Below are 18,458 nucleotides of genomic sequence, written 5' to 3'. Positions count from 1 at the left end.
GCAGAGGCCGTGCTAGCGTCTGGACGCGTCATAGGTGTACACCGTTCACCAGCGGTCGGTGGGCGTAGCGGGGGGACTCGAATTCACCGTCACCATTGTCCGAAGAAGCTCTTTCTGCCAGGGCGCGGGTGGCCTGGCAGTGGCCGGAAAGCGGCCTTGACGACGCTGGTTCGGACACGTTTTACCGGACCCGCTGCGTCGTCCAGTCATTCACTGTTCAGGCAGGAGATGTAGGGCGATGCCCCAGGAGCTGTTCGGCAGGAGCGAAGAATTCAAGATCATCAATGAGATGCTCGATTCCGCGGTAGCGGGAGCCGGCGCGGTCTCGCTGATGGAGGGAATGATCGGGACGGGAAAGACCGCTCTGCTGCGCTGGGCCGAGGCCAGGGCCCGCGAGAAGGGAATGGTCGTACTCTCCGCCACCGCGTCCCCCGTCGAGCGGCATTTCTCGCTGGGCATCGTGCACCAGCTTCTGGCCACCCTGCCGCAGACGGCGCAGGGCTGGGAGCGCGCCCTGGCCACCTCCACCGACAGCGACGGCGGCCGGACCGGGCACGACTACGCGCTGCTCGCGGAGTTGTGCGCGGGCGTCGGCCGGGCGGCCCGGTGCTCCCCGATCCTTTTGACCGTCGACTCCCTTCAGCACGCCGACCGTGAGTCCCTGCTGTGGCTCGGCTTCCTCAGCCGCCGCCTGGCCAACCTGCCCGTGGTGTTGCTCGCCACCAAACGCTGCGGCGAGACGGCCAGCGACCAGCATCTGCTGGTCGAGTTCATGGAGGGCATCCGGCCCGACCGCCACATCCACCTGAACGATCTGAGCCCCAGCGCCGCGTCCGATCTGGCCGCCGCGCTGTGCGGCCACGACCACGAGGCGGTGGGCGCGCTGGTCGCGGGCGCGGGCGGCAACCCGTATCTGCTGACCGAGCAGATACGCCACGTACCGGCCGAGCAGATACGCACCGCGTCCCCGGGCCCCGGCGACGCGCCCCACGACGGACCGGGGCAGGCCGCCGACGACACCGCCGCCGAACCGTCACCGCCGCACCCGCAGGACGAACGCGTGCACCTCCAGGGGGTCAAGGAGCGCATCCTGTGCATGCTCCGCCGCCTCGATCCCCACTGCCTCAAGATCGCCCGGGCGGCCAGCACCCTCGGCACGCCCCTGGACCCGGCCCTCCTCTCCGACCTGTGCGGGGTGCCGACCGAGGAGGCCTGCCGCAGCCTGTCGCGGCTCGCCGAGTCGGGGCTGCTGTGCCGCCACGACAAGAAGTTCCGCCACCCCCTGCTCTCGGAACTCCTCTATCAGGACATCCCGTGCGCCGAGCGCGCCGAACTCCACCTGCTGGCCGCCCGGTTCATGCGGCGCAGGGGCGCGCCGCCCGAGGACGTCTCCGCGCATCTGCTGCGCTCCCACCGGCTCGACGAGCCGTGGATGGTCCGGCTGCTCCTCGACGCCGCGCAGGGCATGATCGGGCGCGACCCCGCACGGGCCAGGCGGCTGATCGAGAAGGCCGTCCTGCACGGCGTACCCGACGACCTGGCCGTCCGCGCCGAGGGGATGCGCGTCCAGGCGCTCACCGCCCTCGATCTGCCGGCCGCCGCCCGCGCGCTCAGCGCCCACGTCGCCGGGCCCCTGCGCCCCGAGGAACGGCTGCGCGAATCGCTGCGGCTCTCCGACATCCTGCTGCGCCTGGACGAACTCGCCGGAGCGCGCGAGGTGCTGGAGAAGGCCCGGGCCGAAGCCGGCCCGGGCGATCCCTCCTTGGCCGGCCGCCTGCGGCGCAGGCTCACCCATGTCCGGCTCCACGAGGGCACCTACCGCGCGCAGGACTGGGGCGGCCGGGAGGACCGGCTCGAACGGGTGCTGCTGCTGCGCACCGCGGCGGGCGACTCGGCCCGGGCCGCCTGGCGCATCGCCAACCGGTCCCTGACCGTGCCCCGCGCGCCGTACGGCTCCTCCACCTGGTACCACGCGCTGCTCGCCCTGCTGTGGTCGGGCGACGTGGACGAGGCGCACCGGCACATGGACACCGAGGTGCGGCTGGCCCGCGCCTCGGGCGTGGTGACCCGGATCGCCGAGGCCCTGGCCGTACGCGCGCTGGTCCAGCTGCACCGGGGGCTGCTCGCGGACGCCGAGGACGACGCGTGCCAGTCGCTCGACCTGCTCACCCGGATCCGCGCGGCGCGCCACCATGTGGGCGCGCTGGCCCGCAGCGTCCTCATCGATGTGGCCCTGGAGAAGGACGACATCGCCGCGGCCAGCGCCCTGCTCGACGGGGCTCCGCCGCTCGCGGGTGAGCAGCCCCGCACCTGGTGGCGGCTGTACCTCCTGCACAGCGCGGGGCGCGCACTCGGCCGGCTCGGCCAGGTTCCGCGCGGGCTCGCCCTGATCGCCCAGTGCGAGGAGGAGCTGGCCCGCAGGGGCATCGTCAACCCCGCCGTCCTGCCCTGGCGTTCCACCCGGTCCGCGCTTCTGCTGGCACAGCGCAACGTGGTCGCGGCCCGGCGCGCCGCACGCGAGGAGAGCGAGCTCGCCCGCCGCTGGAACGCGCCCTTCGCCCTCGGCCGCGCCCTGGTCGCGGAGGCCGCCGCGAGCTCGGGGTGCGAGGCGCTGCACCTCGCCGGGCAGGCCCTGGACATCCTCGAACCGTCCCCCACGCCCCTGCTGTTCGCCCACGCGCTGTACGAGGCGGGGCGGGCCCACCGGCAGGCCGGCAAAACCCGGCGCACCCGCGAACTGCTGCACCGCGCCAACGAGATGGCCATCTCGCTCGGCGCCGACGGGCTCGTGGAGGCGGTGCAGTGGGAGCTGCGGTACGCGGGCGGCCGGCCCGATCCGCGCAAGGACTCCGCCGAGTCGCTGCTCACTCCGACCGAGCGGCAGGTCTCGGAGCTGGCGGCGCGCGGGATGAGCAACCGCGACATCGCGCGTCTGCTCAAGGTGAGTCTGCGCAACATCGAGTCCCATCTCACCCACTCCTACCGCAAGTTGCGGATCAGCAGGCGGCACGAGCTGGCCAAGTACTTCCCGCCCGAGGAGGAGTCCGCGGCGCCCCCGGTGCTGCTGCGGCCGGTCCGCCCCGCGCTCACCCCGCCACATCAGCTGCGGACCGGCTGACGGGCGTGGACTGGCCGACGGACGTAGGCCGGGTGCCGGACGTGGACTGACTGACGGACGGCGGGTCCGCGCCCGCGGGCGGGTGGTCGTGGGGGGTGTCCGAGGTGTGCGTCGGGTCGGGCTCCGTGAACACCCCGTCGAGCAGGACCCGTAGCCCCGCGTCGAACCGCTCCTGGTCGCTCATCTCGGCCACGAGCGGGGCGACGCGGCGTACGGTCGGATAGTCCTCGGCGTCCTCCCCGCCCGCCTCCGGGCGCGGAAAGGGGACCTGCGCCCCGGCCCGGGCGGCCACCAGATGTCCCACCAGGTACTCCCAGATGGCGACTTGGAGGCGCGCGGCCCGCACATCGCTCATCCCCTTGCGTACGAGTGCGTCCAGGATGAACTCGGAAAGCCGCATCGACGTGACGCCGAGGAGGGGGCCGTCGATCATCCCGGTGGCGATCCAGCCGTGCGCCTCCAGGACGCGGTGCGCGCTCTGCGCCGCCGCCATGATGGCCGAGCGTGGGTCGTCGCCCGGGCCCGGCAGCTCGATCCGCCGGGACACCTCGTCGAACAGCAGGGACATCAACTCCCGCTTGTCGCTGACGTGTTTGTAGACGGAGGCCGGGGCCTTGCCGAGCTCGTCCGCGAGCTTGCGCATACTGAGGCCGGCCGCGCCCTCACGCTCCAGCAGACGCAGTCCCGCCGCCACGATGTGCGGACGCGTCAGCGGCTGCATCGCTCGCTCCGGGGTCGGGGGCTTGGGAAGCGCCATCTTCTCGCAACCCGGCGGGCTCCGGTACGGAAAAAGAGCTCACGAAACATGACTGTCGTGTTTCCGCGCATCTCACCGGCCGCGAGCCACCGTCCCGCGCCCGGCCGCGCCGCCCCCGCTCCCAGCCCCGCCGATCCCCGCGCCCACCGCCCGCCGACGGCCCCCCTGGTGCGTGAACCCGCCCCGGTCCGGCTCCGAACCGCCCCGCGCGCCCCGCGCCGTGCCCGCCCTACGGCCCCGGCGACGCGCCATCGCCGCCAGGGGGCGCGTGGCCGAGGACCGAGCGCCGTACGCGGCTCGAATTCACCGGCGCGGGAGGGCGTATGGATGGGTGCGCGGCGCCCGGCATGTACCGGGCGGGCACGGTGTGGGACATGTACCGGGCGGGCGTGGTGTCCGGCACGTACCCCAGGGATGTGCTTGTCCGGCACATACCGCAAGGCCGTGGTGTCGGGCACGCACCAGGTGCTCCAGTCCGCCTCAGCCGCCGAGGGGCGTGGCGCTCAAGGGGGCCGGGACCAGTCGGTACCCGCCGTCGTCGCGCCGTACATGCCCGGCGGTCGGCGGCGGGAAGTGGCTGCCGAGCAGGAGAGTCGACGTGCCGGCCAGTGCGCCGAGCACCCGGTTCCGGGTCCTGGCCGCGAGTTCGGGGGCGATGTCCACGCAGCTGCACAGCTCCGGGTGCGCCATCTGTACCGGGTGGTGGATGCTGTCTCCGGTGACCAGCGCCCTCTCGCCGCGGCTGCTCAGTTCCACCGCCACCTGGCCCGGCGTGTGGCCCGGGGTGGGGAGCAGCCGGATGCCCGGCGCGACGGCCGTGCCCTCGTCCGCGACGTCGACGACGTCGAACAGGCCCGCTTCTCGTACGGGGTGGACCGAGTCCCGGAACATCTGCCGACGTGCCTCCTCCATGTCGACGCCGGCCCAGTAGTCCCACTCGGCGCGCGACACGAGATGACGCGCGTTCGGGAACGTCGGCACCCAACTTCCGCCCTCGGCACGGGTGTTCCACCCCACATGGTCGGCGTGGAGGTGGGTCAGGATCACGAGGTCGACGCTCTCCGGCGCGAAGCCGGCCGCCCGTAGCCGCGCTTCGTAGTCGCTGTTCAGGTTGTGCCAGGCGGGATTGGCGCGCGGCTTTCCGTTTCCGATGCCGGTGTCCACCAGGACCCGCATGCCGTCCACCTCGACGGCGAAGCTGTGGCTCGCCAGGCGCAGGACGCCCTGGGCGTCGGCGAACTCAGGGCTCAGCCAAGGGGTCCGGCCCACGAGGTCGGCGGTTGCCCCTGGCAGCAGCCACGCACCCGTCGGAGCGGACAGGGCCACTTCGTCGATGCGCCGTACGGTGTGGTCGCCCACGGCCCAGGAAGCGGCGGGGGAGGGGATGGACCCGGTCGGCTGCGGCGAGGTGAACACGGTTGGTTTCCTTACGTGTTGGGGCGGCGGGGTGGTGGGGCAGCGGGGTGATGGGGCCGTGGGTGGTGGGGCGGTGGGCGGCGGGGCGGCCTCCCCCGGCGTAAAAGCAATCGGTTTGCGTTTAGCCACCGTAAGCCCTACGGTCCTCTAAAGCAAACGATTCGCTTTTGCGGTGAGCGGCGGGGTCGGGACGGCCCTGCCCTGCCGCACCCACCCGAACCGGAAGGACACCATGACCGGCGGACCCACCCCCCAAGAAGCAGCCCGATGGGCGCTGCGCGCGGGGCTTCCCCTCGATGACAACCGACACGAGGCGGTGGCCATGACGGCCCGTCACATCCACTCCGTGATCAGCACGTTGCGCGAACTCGATTTCGGGGAGACCCCTCCCGCGTCCGCCTACCGGGCCGGACAGGGGAACGCCGATGCGACCCTTTGAGCTGTCGCTGACCGAGGCGTCCCGCGCGGTGCGCGCACGCGAGCTGTCACCCGTCGAACTCACCGCGTCGGTGCTGGCCCAACTCGACGCTGTGGACGGCGAGTTGGGGGCGTACGTCACCGTCGCGGCCGATGGGGCACGGGCGGCGGCGGCCCGCGCCGAACGGGAGATCGCCGCCGGCGGACCGCGCGGGCCGCTGCACGGGATCCCCATGGCGCTCAAGGACCTGATCGACGCGGCCGGGCTGCCCACTACGGCGAGTTCGCGGGTCCGGGCCGGGCACGTGGCGGAACGCGACAGCCGGGTGGCCGAACGGCTCGGCGCCGCCGGAGCCGTCCTCCTCGGCAAGACGCACACGCACGAGTTCGCCTACGGCCTGACGACTCCGCAGACCGCCAACGCCTGGAACCGCGACCGGGTCGCGGGCGGGTCGAGCGGCGGCTCGGCGGTGGCCGTCGCCGCAGGCGCGGCGACGTTCGCCCTGGGGACGGACACCGGCGGTTCCATCCGGGTCCCGGCGGCTCTGAACGGCGTGGTGGGCCTCAAGCCGACCTACGGCCTGGTTCCCCGCACCGGCGTTACCTCGCTGTCGTGGTCCCTGGACCACGTGGGCCCGCTCACCCGCACCGTCCAGGACGCTGCCCTGGTGCTGGCGGCGATCGCGGGCCACGACCCGCGCGACCCGGCGAGCGTGGCCGGCCCCGCGCCGGACCGCTCCTGGCAGGGAGACGACCTGCGAGGGCTGCGGATCGGCGTGCCTCGCAACCACTACTTCGACCGGGTCACACCCGAGGTCGAGGAGGCCGTGCGCGGCGCGATCGCGCGGCTCGCGGAGCTCGGGGCGGAGCTCGTCGACGTCGAGATCCCGATGGCGCGACACATCCAGGCCGTTCAGTGGGGACTGATGGTTCCCGAGGCCACCGCGTACCACGAGCAGTCGCTGCGGGCCGCCCCCGACCTGTACGCGGCGGACGTACGCGTCCTGCTGGAAGCCGGCGAACTCACCTCCGCGGGCGACTACCTCCGTGCCCAGCGGGCTCGCACCCTGATGCGGGACGCCTGGGCCCGGATGTTCGACACGATCGACGTCCTCGCCGCGCCGACGGCGCCGATGACCGCCGTCGCGGCGGGGCAGGAAACCGTGGAGTGGGCCGATGGCACGACCGAAGCGGTGTCGGACAGCTACGTCCGCCTCTGCGCGCCCGCCAACATCACCGGTGTTCCGGCCCTCACGCTGCCGGTCGCGCACGGCGAGGCGGGATTGCCGATCGGCATGCAACTGATGGCCGCCCCCTTCCGGGACGCGACGGTGCTCCGGGTGGGCCGGGTCTACGAGGAGTCGACGCCGGGCGCGGGACGGCTCGCTCCGGTCGCCGCCTGAGGGGGCGTTCGGGTCGGCGGCCTGTGGTTACGTCCCCGCAAGGGCGTCCGCCGCGCTCGGCCGCCCACGTACGCGTTGCCCGGCGGTGGCCCGCGCGGGCGCGACCGCCGAGAAGCAATGGATTCGCATTAAATTAAGGTGGACGGCATGAGTCCCAGGCCCATGGCCCGCCCCGGAGGGCGCAGCGCACGCGTGCAGGAATCCGTCCATGCGGCAGTCCGTGAACTCGTGGGGGAGGTGGGCCGTGGGGCGCTCACTGTTCCCATGGTGGCCACCCGGGCCGGTGTGACCCCCTCCACGGTCTACCGGCGCTGGGGCGACCTTCAGGAACTCCTGTCCGACGTGGCCGTCGAACGCCTGCGCCCGGAAACGGACCCGGCCGACCTCGGAAGCCTGCGGGCCGACCTGGACGCGTGGGCGGAACAGTTCCTCGACGAGATGGCCTCGCCGCCGGGGCGCGCCTACATCCGGGACGCCCTGCTCGGCGACCCCGACGGCACCCACGCCGGTCAGTGTTCGGCGTACGCCGCCGAGCAGATCGACGCCGTGGTGACCCGTGCGGCACGGCGGGGGGAGGCGGCCCCCGGGACGGAAGTGCTGATGGACCGCGTCGTGGCCCCGATCATGTACCGCATCCTCTTCCGCCCCGGCCCCCTTGACGCGGCGTACGCGCGCGATCTCGTGACGAACGCCTTGAGCGGCGTGCGGGCGGCGGGGGCCAGCGCCGAGGATTAGGAATTGGCCGCCGGGCCGAGGTGGGTGCGCGTTCCTGGACGCCGCCGTCGCCAGAGCCAAACGAGCCCCTGGACGGCGCCACCGGTGGGACCGCCTTGTGCGGCTCCCGCAGGAGTGCGCAGCTCAAGCGCGTCGAGAAAGTGGGCCGCCTATCACCAGGCACGCTTCGTGACGGTTTCCACCGCCCCGTTGACGACGTACACCCACCCCTCGTCGTGCGACTTCCGATCCCGCCACTCGGTGAAGGCGTGGGCGACGCGATCGGCCCTCTCCTTGGTATCGGCGTCCACGTTCGGGGCGTCCAGGTGGGGGTCGTAGTCCGTGAGGACGTTCGCCTCCCTGTCTCCACCGGGGCAGTCGCGGAGCTGCGCGTCCTTGACGTGGTCCTTGACGCCGACGGGCCCCGATTCCTCCAGGTAGGCGCGGAATTCGGTGAGCACCGGCTTCCAGGCGCCGGCCCCACCGGGCTTGCTCTCGTCGCAGGTTCCGGGCGCGGCGGCGGGGGCGGTCGCCTCGGGGTGGTCGACGCCCTCGCCGCAGGCGGCCAGGGCCAGGAGGCATAGGAGAGCCGTGCCGGACAGGGCGGCGCTTCGGCCGGGCGGCGTCGTCAGCATCGTCGTCCAATCCCCTCCAACGGGGAGGGCCTGCGCGGGGGTGCGGCGGTGGGGCAGGCATGAGGCACGCGCTCCACCCGCTGAGCCTACGGAGTCGGATGCCGCAGACGGATGCTGACTCGTAGCCCTGCTGCTGATGGCGGGCGGGTAGGGGCGGGCGCCCACCCGGCGTTGCCACGGCGGCTCCCCCGGGCCAGGACCCGATGGGTTCACCCCGGCGATGTGACTCTTCGTGACGGATGAGAGGGTCGGGCGGGTGAGCGAGACACCACAGAGCACCCTGCAATACCGCGTCGACGGGCCGGAGGACGCTCCTGTCCTGGTCATCGGCCCCTCCCTCGGGACGACCTGGCACATGTGGGATCGTCAGATACCCGAGCTCGCCGGCGCCTGGCGGGTGGTGCGGTTCGATCTGCCCGGGCACGGTGGGGCGCCCGCTCAGCCCGCGCACTCCGTGGCCGAGCTCGGGGACCGGCTGATCGCCACTCTTGACGGGCTCGGCGTCCAGCGCTTCGGCTACGCCGGGTGCTCCATCGGCGGCGCGATCGGCGCCGATCTGGCCCTGCGCCATCCGCACCGGGTCTCCTCGCTGGCCATGGTCGCGGCCTCGCCCCGGTTCGGCACCGCCGACGAATACCGCCAGCGCGGGGTGATCGTGCGGGCCAACGGCATGGAGCCGATGGCGCGCTCCGCGCCCGAGCGCTGGTTCACCCCCGCCTACGCCGCCGCCCAGCCCGCCATCGTGGAGTGGGCCGTGCAGATGGTCCGCACCACCGACCCGGCCTGCTACATCGCGGCCTGCGAAGCGCTCGCCGCCTTCGACATCCGCGGCGAGCTGGGCCGCATCACCGTACCCACGCTCGCCCTGGTCGGCGCCGAGGACCGGGTGACCGGGCCGGGCGAGGCGCGCACCCTGGTCGCGGGCATCCCCGGCGCGGGCCTCGCCGTGGTGCCCGGCGCCTCCCACCTCGCCCCGGTCGAGCAGCCCGCCGCCGTCACCGACCTGCTCGTACGCCACTTCTCGACGGCCCGGCAGGAGACCCTGACCGGCCTCGTGACCCCGCCCGCCGCGACCGCGCCCTCGGCGCCGGCGCCCGCCCCGCCCGGGCCGGAGGTCCCGGCCGACGCGGTCGCCCCGGCCCCCGCCCCCCTTCAGCCGGCTGCGACCGCCGCGCCCGCCGCCCCCGCCGCGCCCCCGGACCCGTACGAGCGCGGCATGAGGATCCGGCGCGAGGTCCTGGGCGACGCCCACGTGGACGCCGAGACGGCCGGGGCCGACGCCTTCGGCAAGGATTTCGACGAGCTCACCACCCGCCAGGCCTGGGGCGAGGTGTGGTCCCGCGACGGGCTCGACCGGCGCACCCGCGCCGCGGTGGCCCTCGCCGCACTCGCCACCGGCGGCCACCTCGACGACCTCGCCGCGCACACCCGCGCCGCGCTGCGCGCCGGGCTCACCCCCGACGAGATCAAGGAAGTGCTCCTCCAGACCGGCGTGTACTGCGGCGTTCCCGCCGCGAGCGCCGCGTTCCGGGTCGCGGGCGCGGTGATCAGGGAGGAGACCACGCCGCGCGGATGACCTGATTCCGTGTCCGTCGGCCGGGCCGGGAGCAGGATGGAGGGATGAGCCTGAAGCTGACCAAGAAATCCCACGCCTGTGTCCGGCTGCACAAGGACGGCCGGACCCTCGTCATCGACCCGGGCGCCTTCAGCGAGCGCGACGCGGCCGTGGGCGCCGACGCCATCCTGGTCACCCACGAGCACCCGGACCACTTCGACGAGGAGCGGCTGCGAGCAGGCCTCGAGGCCAACCCGGGCGCCGAGATCTGGACCCTGCGCAGCGTCGCCGGGAAGATCTCGGCGGCCTTCCCCGGGCGCGTCCACACCGTCGGCCACGGTGACGCCTTCGAGGCGGCCGGGTTCGACCTCCAGGTCCACGGCGAGCTGCACGCGGTGATCCACCCCGACATCCCGCGCATCACCAACATCGGCTTCCTGGTGGACGGTTTGCTCTTCCACCCCGGCGACGCGCTCACCGTGCCCGATCACCCCGTGGACACCCTGATGCTGCCCGTGATGGCTCCCTGGAACAAGATCTCCGAGGTGATCGAGTACGTGCGTGAGGTCAAGCCGCGCCGCGCCATCGACATCCACGACGCCCTGCTCACCGACCTCGCCCGGCCGATCTACGACTCCCAGATCGGCTCCCTCGGCGGTGCCGAGCACACCCGCCTGACACCGGGGGACTCGACGCAGCTGTGACTGTCAGTGCCGGGCGGTAGGTTGGGATCCATGCGCATCGCCACCTGGAACGTGAACTCGATCACCGCTCGGCTGCCCCGTCTGCTGGCCTGGCTGGAGAGCACCGGCACTGATGTCCTGTGCGTCCAGGAGACCAAGACCACCGTGGAGGGTTTCCCCGCCGCCCAGCTGCGCGAGCTCGGCTACGAGTCCGCGGTCAACGCAACCGGCCGGTGGAACGGGGTGGCCCTGGTCTCCCGGGTCGGCCTCGACGACGTCGTGCTCGGCCTGCCGGGCGGCCCTGCCTACGAGGGTGTCGAGGAGCCCCGCGCGATCTCGGCGACCTGCGGGGGCGTGCGGCTCTGGTCGGTCTACGTGCCCAACGGCCGCGAGGTCGCGCACGACCACTACGCGTACAAGCTGAGCTGGTTCGCGGCCCTCAAGGCCGCCGTCGCGGAGGACGCCGCCGGTGAGCGCCCCTTCGCGGTGCTCGGCGACTACAACGTGGCCCCCACCGACGAGGACGTCTACGACCCGGCCGTCTTCGAGGGGCTGACCCACGTCACCCCCGAGGAGCGCGCCGCGCTCGCCGCACTGCGCGAGGCGGGCCTGTCCGACGTGGTGCCCCGCCCGCTCAAGTACGACCGCCCCTACACCTACTGGGACTACCGCCAGCTGGCCTTCCCCAAGAACCGGGGCATGCGGATCGACCTGGTCTACGGCAACGAGCCGTTCGCCAAGGCCGTGAAGGACAGCTACGTCGACCGCGAGGAGCGCAAGGGCAAGGGCGCCTCCGACCATGCGCCGGTCGTCGTGGACCTGGAGGTGTAGCGCACGGCGCGGCCGCCCGGGGCCACCCGCACGCCGTCCCGCGTGCCCCGTAGTGCTACTGACCGTTCAAATGGGAGTGTGGATCGTATGAACTTCCTCCAGAACTGGCGAAGGCGGCACCCGGCCACATCCGTGGCGGCGATCTACCGGGAGGACCCGCAGGGCGTCGCGGAGGTGCTTTCCGAGTGCGAGCTGCTGCGCACCAGGGCCTGGCAGAACAGCCTCGAACTCGACGACTCCCCGGCGTCATTGGGCGCGCTCGACCAGCTGACCCCGCGCTGGCGCGAGGACCCGGAGGAGCTGCCCTGGCTCGGCAACGACGCGGGCCTGTATCTGGGCACCGTCATCGTGCGTACCGTCCCGGGCGCGAGCTGGGACGTGTGGCCCAGCGGCCAGCCGGTGGTGCGCCTGGCCTCCGGCCGGGAGATCGACGTGGTGGACGCGGGTCTGACCTGGGCGGCGACCGGCGCCCCCGAGCTGTTCCAGATCTACGCCGAGGCCTCGGAGGCCTGAGCCGAGCGTACCGCCGGCCGCCTCGGAGGCGTGAGCCGGGCGTGCCGCCGGCCGTCTCGGAGGCCTGAGCCGAGCGTGCCGCCGGCCGCCTCGGAGGCGTGAGCCGAGCGTACCGCCGGCCGCCTCGGTCGCCCCGGTCGCTCCCGTTTCCGGCCGCTCCCCTTACCCCGGCCGCTCCCGTCGCCCCAATCGCTCCCGTCGCCCCGGTCGCTCCCGTTACCCCGGCCGCTCCCGTCCCCCAATCGCTCCCGTCGCCCCGGCGCGGCCCGCGCGACCGCGCGGGACGGCGTGGCCAAAATACGGTTTATGCCCTATTCGCGCGTGTCGAGGTGAAGTCCCTTACCGGGCTGGATAGTTTGCGCTGACCTCGGCACAGCGATGAATGGGCAGGACAGCGTATGGCCGTCGATCCGTTGATCGAGCTGCGTGATGTCAACAAGTACTTCGGGGCGTTGCACGTCCTCCAGGACATCAATCTCACCGTCGGACGCGGGGAGGTGGTGGTGGTCATCGGACCGTCCGGCTCGGGCAAATCGACGCTCTGCCGGACGATGAACCGCCTGGAGACGATCGAGTCGGGCTCCATCGCGATCGACGGCAGGCCGCTCCCGGCGGAGGGCAAGGGCCTGGCCCAGCTCCGCGCCGAAGTGGGCATGGTCTTCCAGTCCTTCAACCTCTTCGCGCACAAGTCCGTCCTCGCCAACGTCTCGCTGGCCCAGACGAAGGTCCGCGGCCGCAAGAAGGAGGAGGCCGACAAGCGCTCCCACGAGCTCCTGGAGCGGGTCGGCCTCGCCTCGCAGGCGCAGAAGCTGCCCGCCCAGCTCTCCGGCGGCCAGCAGCAGCGCGTGGCCATCGCCCGCGCCCTCGCCATGGACCCCAAGGTCATGCTCTTCGACGAGCCCACATCGGCGCTCGACCCCGAGATGATCAACGAAGTGCTCGAAGTCATGCGGCAGCTCGCCCGCGACGGCATGACCATGGTCGTCGTCACCCACGAGATGGGCTTCGCCCGGTCCGCCGCCAACCGCGTCGTGTTCATGGCCGACGGACGCATCATCGAGGACCGCACCCCCGACGACTTCTTCACCAACCCGCAGAGCGACCGGGCCAAGGACTTCCTCTCCAAGATCCTCAAGCACTGAACGGGGGGTGTACGCAACGATGATGGCCACACGACGCGCGCTCGTCGCACTGCTGCTCACCCTGGCCCTCGCCGGGTGCGGAAAGTCGGGCAGCCCGCCGGTCAAGGGCCCCAAGGCCGAACTGCTGCCGCACTACACGGTGGCCAAGAACGTCAGCCTGCCCGGCTCATCGGTGTGGCGGCGCGCCAAGAACCGCGGCCACCTGGTCGTCGGGGCCAAGGAGGACCAGCCCTATCTCGGCGAGAAGGACCCGGCCTCCGGCGTCTACACCGGCTTCGACATCGAGATCGCCAAGATGATGTCCGCCTCGCTCGGCTTCGACCCGGCGACCATCCAGTTCAAGACGATCGCCTCGGCCAACCGCGAGACCGCGCTCCAGAACGGCCAGATCGACTACTACGTCGGCACCTACACCATCAACGACAACCGCAAGAAACTGGTCGGCTTCGCGGGCCCGTACTACCTGGCGGGCCAGGGCCTGCTGGTGCGTACGGACGAGAACCACCTCACCACGCCCCAGGACTTCGACGGCAAGCGGGTCTGCTCGGCCGCCGGCTCCACCCCGTTCCAGCGGATGGAGAAGGACTACCCGAAGGTCGACATGGTCGCCTACGACACCTACTCGGTGTGCGTGGACAACCTGCTCACCTTCCAGGTCGCGGCCGTGACCACCGACGACACCATCCTGAGCGGCTACGCGGCCAAGGTGCCGAATGAACTGAAGGTGGTCGGCAGGCCGTTCTCGAAGGAGCCGTACGGCGTCGGCGTGCCCAGGAGCGACAACACGCTGCGGTTCTTCCTCGACGACGCCATCGAGGCCCACGAGAAGAACGGCGACTGGAAGAAGGCGTACGCCGCCACGCTCGGACTGTCCGGGCGCCCGCCGGCCCCCGCGCCGCCCATCGACCGCTACCCGGCGAGCTGAGGCCGCAATGGACGTACTCACCAAGAACTTCTCGCTGTACGGCAAGGGCTTCCTCGGCACCGTCGAACTGACCGTCTACGCCTCGCTCCTCGCGCTGGTGCTCGGCTTCGTCATGGCCTCCTTCCGGGTGTCGCCGGTGGGTTCCTTCCGCGCGCTCGGCACGGTGTGGGTGGCCGTGCTGCGCAACACACCCCTGACCCTGCTCTTCTTCGCCGTGCTGCTCGGTCTTCCGCGCTTCGGCCTGGTGCTGCCCTTCCAGCTCTTCGCGGTGATCGCGCTCGGCTGCTACACCTCCGCGTTCATCTGTGAGGCGCTGCGCTCCGGCATCAACACCGTGCCCACGGGCCAGGGCGAGGCGGCCAGAAGCCTCGGGATGACGTTCGGGCAGACCCTGTCGGGGGTGGTGCTGCCGCAGGCGTTCCGCTCGGTGATCCCGCCGATCGGCTCCACCCTCATCGCGCTCGCCAAGAACTCCGCGATCGCCGGGGCGTTCAGCGTGACCGAACTGCTCGGCACCTACAAGACGCTGAGTGAGCTCGGCTACAACATCATCTGGACCTTCGTCTGGATCGCCGTCGGCTACCTGATCATCACCCTCCTCATCAGCGCCGTCTTCAACATCCTCGAAAAGCGCTGGGGAGTCGCCCGATGACCGCGCCACTGGCCACGCGATCCACCGCCCTGTACGACTTCCCCGGCCCCAGGACCCGCCGGCGGCACCTGCTCTACGGAGCCGTCTCGACGGCCCTCATCCTCGCGCTGATCGGGTGGGTCCTGTATCTCCTGTTCGACACCGACCAGTTCACCTCCGCCAAGTGGACGCCGTTCGAGTACAAGGGCATCCAGGAGCTGCTGCTGCGCGGGCTCGGCAACACCCTGCGGGCCTTCGCGTTCGCCTCGGTGCTCTCGCTCGCGCTCGGCGCGGTGCTCGCCACCGGACGGCTCTCCGACCACCGGCCGGTGCGCTGGATCGCGACCGTACTGGTGGAGTTCTTCCGCGCCATGCCCGTCCTGGTGATGATCTTCTTCATCTTCGTGGCGCTGAAGGTGCAGCCGCTGCCCGCCCTGGTGGCCGGCCTCACGCTGTACAACGGCTCGGTCCTGGCGGAGGTCTTCAGGGCCGGGGTCAACTCCGTGGAACGCGGCCAGAAGGAGGCGGCATTCTCACTCGGCATGCGCAAGACGCAGGTCATGACGTACGTGCTGGTCCCGCAGGGGATCAGGGCGATGCTGCCGACCATCATCAGCCAGCTGGTGGTCGCCCTGAAGGACACCTCGCTCGGCTACTTGATCACCTATGAGGAGTTCCTGCACGCGGGGAAGCTCATCGCGTCGAATCTCGACTACGATTTGCCGTTCATCCCCGTGGTGATGGTGATCTCGCCGATCTACATCGGGATGTGCATGCTGCTTTCCTGGTTCGCCACCTGGATGGCCAGGCGACAGAAGCGCGATCCCAAGACGGAGGCCGTGGACGTCGCACCGGCCGAACCAGGGACGCTGCTGCCGAGGGGGCCCCTTCAGGGTCCTTGAGGCCCGGGGGGAGTGCAGCAGCTCAGGGGCCATGCCCGCCCGGCAGCAGCCGGTGATCACTTCTCGCGGAGCGGCGCCGTCGTGGATGACGGTCCGCCGCGGGCGAGGAGAAGGTCAGCTGTGTGCCGAGCGGGTTGTGCTCGATGCGGAGCGGGCCCACGTCGTGGAGGTGTGCGACGGGGGCACCGCTCTCGCTCGGCGGCTCAGCCGGCGGCCGGGGCCGCGCCCGGGGCCAGGGCGCTCTTGGCCTTCCACTCGTCGTACGACAGGTTCCACTCGCCGTAGCCGTTGTTGACGGCCTGCGTGCCCTTGGCGTCGTCGCCGACGATCTCGAACGGGTCGCCCACCTGCGCCTCGCCGTAGACGTACTTCGCGTTCGCGTCACTCATGCCGATGCAGCCGGAACTCTTGTTGGCGGAGCCGAAGTAGTCGGCGTTCCACGGCGCGGCGTGCACATACATCCCCGACCAGGTGAGCCGCATCGAGTAGTCGACCATCTTGTTGTAGGCGCTGCCGAGGCCGACGGTCTCGGAGTTCATGTTGATCGTCCCCTCCTTGGCCATCAGGACGGTCTTTCCGCGCCAGGACGCCTTGTCGCCCCCGGGGGTGCCCGCCGACACCGGGATGTCCTTGACCAACTGGCCGTCGCGGTACAGCTTCAGGTGGTGGGTGGCCAGGTCGACCTTGGCGATCTGGTTCTTCCCGATGGTGAAGTTCGTCTTGTAGTCCTTCACGAAGAAGCCGCCCGAGGCGCCCGAGTCGACGCCGTTGAGGTCGGCTTCCAGGTTCACCTTGGTGCCGGACTTCCAGTAGTCCTTGGGGCGCCAGTCCACCCGGTCCTTGCCCGAGTAGTCCCGCATCCAGCCCCAGGAACCCTCGGTGTTGTCCGAGGTCGTCACCTTCAGGCGCTGCTCCACCTCGGCCCTGTTCTTGACCGGGTTGTCGAACACGATCGAGACGGGCTGGCCGACACCGACCGAGGTGTCCTTGCCCGGCACCATGCTCACCTTGTTGACCTTGCCGGGCGCCGCCGTGGCGAACGCGGCCCGCGCCGTGCCCCCGGCGGCGTCCTTGGCCTCGACGGCGTAGGAGGTGCCCGGCGCGGCCGGACGCTCGGAGGTCCAGGACCTGCCGTCGGCGGCCACCTTGCCCTCCAGCTTGCCGCCCTTGGCGTCCGTGACCGCGACGCTCGCCAGCTTGCCGTCGGCCAGCGTCACCTTCACCGGCTCGCCCGCCTTGGCCTGCTCACCCGTCAGATTCACCGATATCTCGGTCTTCTTCCCGGCCTTGGGATCCGTCTTTCCCTCACCCGAGGAGGACCCGCCGCCGCCCCCGCACGCCGTGAGCGCGGCGGCGAGCGCCGCCGTCGAGGCGACGGCGGCCAGGCGGCCCGAACGGGACAGGGGGCGATGGCGACGTATACGGCTCAACTGAAAGACCTCCGTTGCACAAGCGTTTTCCGTAGGTGAGAGTCACCAGCGGGACTTCAGGTTGCAGGACGCACGGAAGAGCTCCGGAATTCCTCTGTGACAAGGACCGCAGGCCAACGGTCATCGTTTGGTCACATTCGACGCGAGAAGTGGTCATGGACCGCTGTGAGCATCCTGTGCATCCCCGGAGTCCGACGCCGGGGCGCACTTGGGAGGCCACTGACGTGTCCGCACTGCTGGTGACCGGGGCGCGCGACCAGGACGCCGGGGTCCGCACCCTGGACGCCGCCGAGTACCGCTCTTTCATAGCGGGCCGAGCCGACGTCAGTTTTCTGCAATGCCCCTCATGGGCCGACGTGAAGGACCATTGGGTCACCGAAAGGGTCGGATGGTCCCTTGACAACGGTGAATTGACCGGCGCCGCCCAGGTTCTCTACCGGCAATTCCCCGGCACCCGGAAATACTTCGCCTATCTTCCCGAGGGCCCGGTCGCCGACTGGTCCGACCCCGACATCGACCGCTGGCTCGCACCCCTGCTGCGCCATCTGCGCAAGGCGGGCGCGTTCGCCGTGCGGATCGGACCGATGCCCGCCTACCGGCGCTGGGACGCCGCCCGCCTCAAGGCCTCGACGGGAGCCGGGCGCAGGATCGGCGACGTCCTGGCCACCGAGGTCGATCCGCTCGGCTCCGCCGTCGCCGAACGCCTTCGGACCCGGGGGTGGAAGCGGTGCGGCGGGGACGACGACGGTGAGGCCGACGCACAGCCCCGCCATGTCTTCCGGCTGCCGCTCGCCGGGCGCACCACCGAGCAGCTGTGGTCCGGGCTCAACCAGGAGTGGCGGCGCAACGTGCGCGCCGCCGACCGGGCCGGGGTGCGGGTGGTGATCGCGGGACCCGAGTATCTGCCGGAGTTCTACCGGCTGTTGCGGATCACCGAGGAGCGCGACGGGTTCCGGCTCGGTCGCTCGCTGGCGTACTACGAGCGTCAGTACGAGGCGCTGAACGCCGAACAGCCCGGCCGGATGCGGCTCTATCTCGCCCTCCACCAGGGCGAGGTGCTTGCCGCCCACACCATGATCACGGTGGGTGGCCGGGTCTGGTACCAGACCGGCGCCTCCGCCGACCACCGCCGCGAGGTCCGCCCCAGCAACGCGCTTCAGTGGCAGATGATCCAGGACGCCCACGCGATCGGCGCCGAGGTCTACGACATGCGCGGGGTACCCTCGACGCTCGATCCGCAGGACCGGCCCTTCGGGCTGCTGCGCTGGAAGCTCGGCACGGGCGGCCAGGTCGTCGAGACGCTGGGGGAGTGGGAGACATCCATGGGCGGGACCACCAACAACACGCTGTACCGGGCCTTCCAGGCCTACCTGGCACGCCGGTGAC

General features: G+C 71.5%; 17 protein-coding genes. 13 read left to right on the top strand and 4 right to left on the bottom strand.

Going from position 1 to position 18,458, the window contains the following annotated elements; genetic code table 11:
* Positions 1-238: 238 nt before the first annotated feature.
* Complete coding sequence (locus ACFYM2_RS06980; RefSeq protein WP_359001840.1) at positions 239-3,118, top strand: BREX system ATP-binding domain-containing protein; 2,880 nt, start codon at positions 239-241, stop codon at positions 3,116-3,118.
* On the opposite strand, the gene ACFYM2_RS06975 is transcribed toward ACFYM2_RS06980, so the two are convergent.
* Complete coding sequence (locus tag ACFYM2_RS06975; protein ID WP_388834015.1) at positions 3,087-3,839, bottom strand: TetR/AcrR family transcriptional regulator; 753 nt, start codon at positions 3,837-3,839, stop codon at positions 3,087-3,089. The two genes, ACFYM2_RS06980 and ACFYM2_RS06975, sit on opposite strands and share 32 nt — an antisense overlap.
* 516 nt (positions 3,840-4,355) lie before the next feature.
* Entirely contained in the window at positions 4,356-5,291 is a 936-nt protein-coding gene (locus tag ACFYM2_RS06970) for an MBL fold metallo-hydrolase (RefSeq protein WP_388834013.1), read from the bottom strand.
* Between the two features lie 232 nt (positions 5,292-5,523).
* Here ACFYM2_RS06970 and ACFYM2_RS06965 point away from each other — a divergent pair, with 232 nt between their 5' ends.
* The 3 genes from ACFYM2_RS06965 to ACFYM2_RS06955 all read left to right on the top strand — a co-directional run bounded on the left by ACFYM2_RS06965 (position 5,524) and on the right by ACFYM2_RS06955 (position 7,846).
* Entirely contained in the window at positions 5,524-5,730 is a 207-nt protein-coding gene (locus ACFYM2_RS06965; RefSeq protein WP_359001846.1) for a hypothetical protein, read from the top strand.
* A complete protein-coding gene (locus ACFYM2_RS06960; RefSeq protein WP_388834010.1) occupies positions 5,717-7,111 on the top strand; it encodes an amidase in 1,395 nt (464 codons plus the stop codon). The genes ACFYM2_RS06965 and ACFYM2_RS06960 overlap by 14 nt, the downstream gene beginning before the upstream one ends.
* Positions 7,112-7,258: 147 nt before the next feature.
* Positions 7,259-7,846 (top strand): TetR/AcrR family transcriptional regulator, encoded by a 588-nt coding sequence (locus ACFYM2_RS06955; protein ID WP_359001850.1) that lies wholly within the window; start codon positions 7,259-7,261, stop codon positions 7,844-7,846.
* A 152-nt stretch (positions 7,847-7,998) separates the two neighbouring features.
* On the opposite strand, the gene ACFYM2_RS06950 is transcribed toward ACFYM2_RS06955, so the two are convergent.
* Entirely contained in the window at positions 7,999-8,460 is a 462-nt protein-coding gene (locus tag ACFYM2_RS06950) for a hypothetical protein (RefSeq protein ID WP_388834007.1), read from the bottom strand.
* Positions 8,461-8,716: 256 nt separating this feature from the next.
* On the opposite strand from ACFYM2_RS06950, the gene ACFYM2_RS06945 reads away from it, so the two are divergent.
* The 8 genes from ACFYM2_RS06945 (at position 8,717) to ACFYM2_RS06910 (ending at position 15,642) form a co-directional block, all read left to right on the top strand.
* Entirely contained in the window at positions 8,717-10,036 is a 1,320-nt protein-coding gene (locus ACFYM2_RS06945; protein ID WP_359001854.1) for an alpha/beta fold hydrolase, read from the top strand.
* A gap of 44 nt (positions 10,037-10,080) precedes the next feature.
* On the top strand, positions 10,081-10,719 hold the full coding sequence (locus ACFYM2_RS06940; protein ID WP_388834005.1) for an MBL fold metallo-hydrolase: 639 nt from the start codon (positions 10,081-10,083) through the stop codon (positions 10,717-10,719).
* A gap of 30 nt (positions 10,720-10,749) precedes the next feature.
* Positions 10,750-11,529: an exodeoxyribonuclease III gene (locus ACFYM2_RS06935; protein ID WP_359001856.1), complete on the top strand. Its 780-nt coding sequence runs from the start codon at positions 10,750-10,752 to the stop codon at positions 11,527-11,529.
* An 87-nt stretch (positions 11,530-11,616) separates the two neighbouring features.
* Positions 11,617-12,042, top strand: coding sequence for a DUF6278 family protein (locus ACFYM2_RS06930; protein ID WP_350233451.1), 426 nt, complete (start codon positions 11,617-11,619; stop codon positions 12,040-12,042).
* Positions 12,043-12,440: 398 nt separating this feature from the next.
* Positions 12,441-13,184, top strand: coding sequence for an amino acid ABC transporter ATP-binding protein (locus tag ACFYM2_RS06925; RefSeq protein WP_350233452.1), 744 nt, complete (start codon positions 12,441-12,443; stop codon positions 13,182-13,184).
* Between the two features lie 19 nt (positions 13,185-13,203).
* On the top strand, positions 13,204-14,109 hold the full coding sequence (locus tag ACFYM2_RS06920; protein WP_388460496.1) for a glutamate ABC transporter substrate-binding protein: 906 nt from the start codon (positions 13,204-13,206) through the stop codon (positions 14,107-14,109).
* A gap of 7 nt (positions 14,110-14,116) precedes the next feature.
* A complete protein-coding gene (locus ACFYM2_RS06915) occupies positions 14,117-14,761 on the top strand; it encodes an amino acid ABC transporter permease (RefSeq protein WP_359001861.1) in 645 nt (214 codons plus the stop codon).
* Entirely contained in the window at positions 14,758-15,642 is an 885-nt protein-coding gene (locus ACFYM2_RS06910) for an amino acid ABC transporter permease (protein ID WP_359001863.1), read from the top strand. Before ACFYM2_RS06915 ends, ACFYM2_RS06910 begins: the two co-directional genes overlap by 4 nt.
* A 203-nt stretch (positions 15,643-15,845) precedes the next feature.
* On the opposite strand, the gene ACFYM2_RS06905 is transcribed toward ACFYM2_RS06910, so the two are convergent.
* Positions 15,846-17,072, bottom strand: coding sequence for an Ig-like domain-containing protein (locus ACFYM2_RS06905; RefSeq protein ID WP_388460498.1), 1,227 nt, complete (start codon positions 17,070-17,072; stop codon positions 15,846-15,848).
* Positions 17,073-17,296: 224 nt separating this feature from the next.
* Here ACFYM2_RS06905 and ACFYM2_RS06900 point away from each other — a divergent pair, with 224 nt between their 5' ends.
* Complete coding sequence (locus tag ACFYM2_RS06900; protein WP_388834003.1) at positions 17,297-18,457, top strand: lipid II:glycine glycyltransferase FemX; 1,161 nt, start codon at positions 17,297-17,299, stop codon at positions 18,455-18,457.
* Position 18,458: the final 1 nt, after the last annotated feature.

Source organism: Streptomyces sp. NPDC006711, assembly GCF_042869775.1.
Taxonomy (GTDB): Bacteria; Actinomycetota; Actinomycetes; order Streptomycetales; family Streptomycetaceae; genus Streptomyces.
The sequence above is the reverse complement of the archived record's forward strand: the minus strand, read 5'-3'. Positions and strand labels throughout refer to the sequence as shown.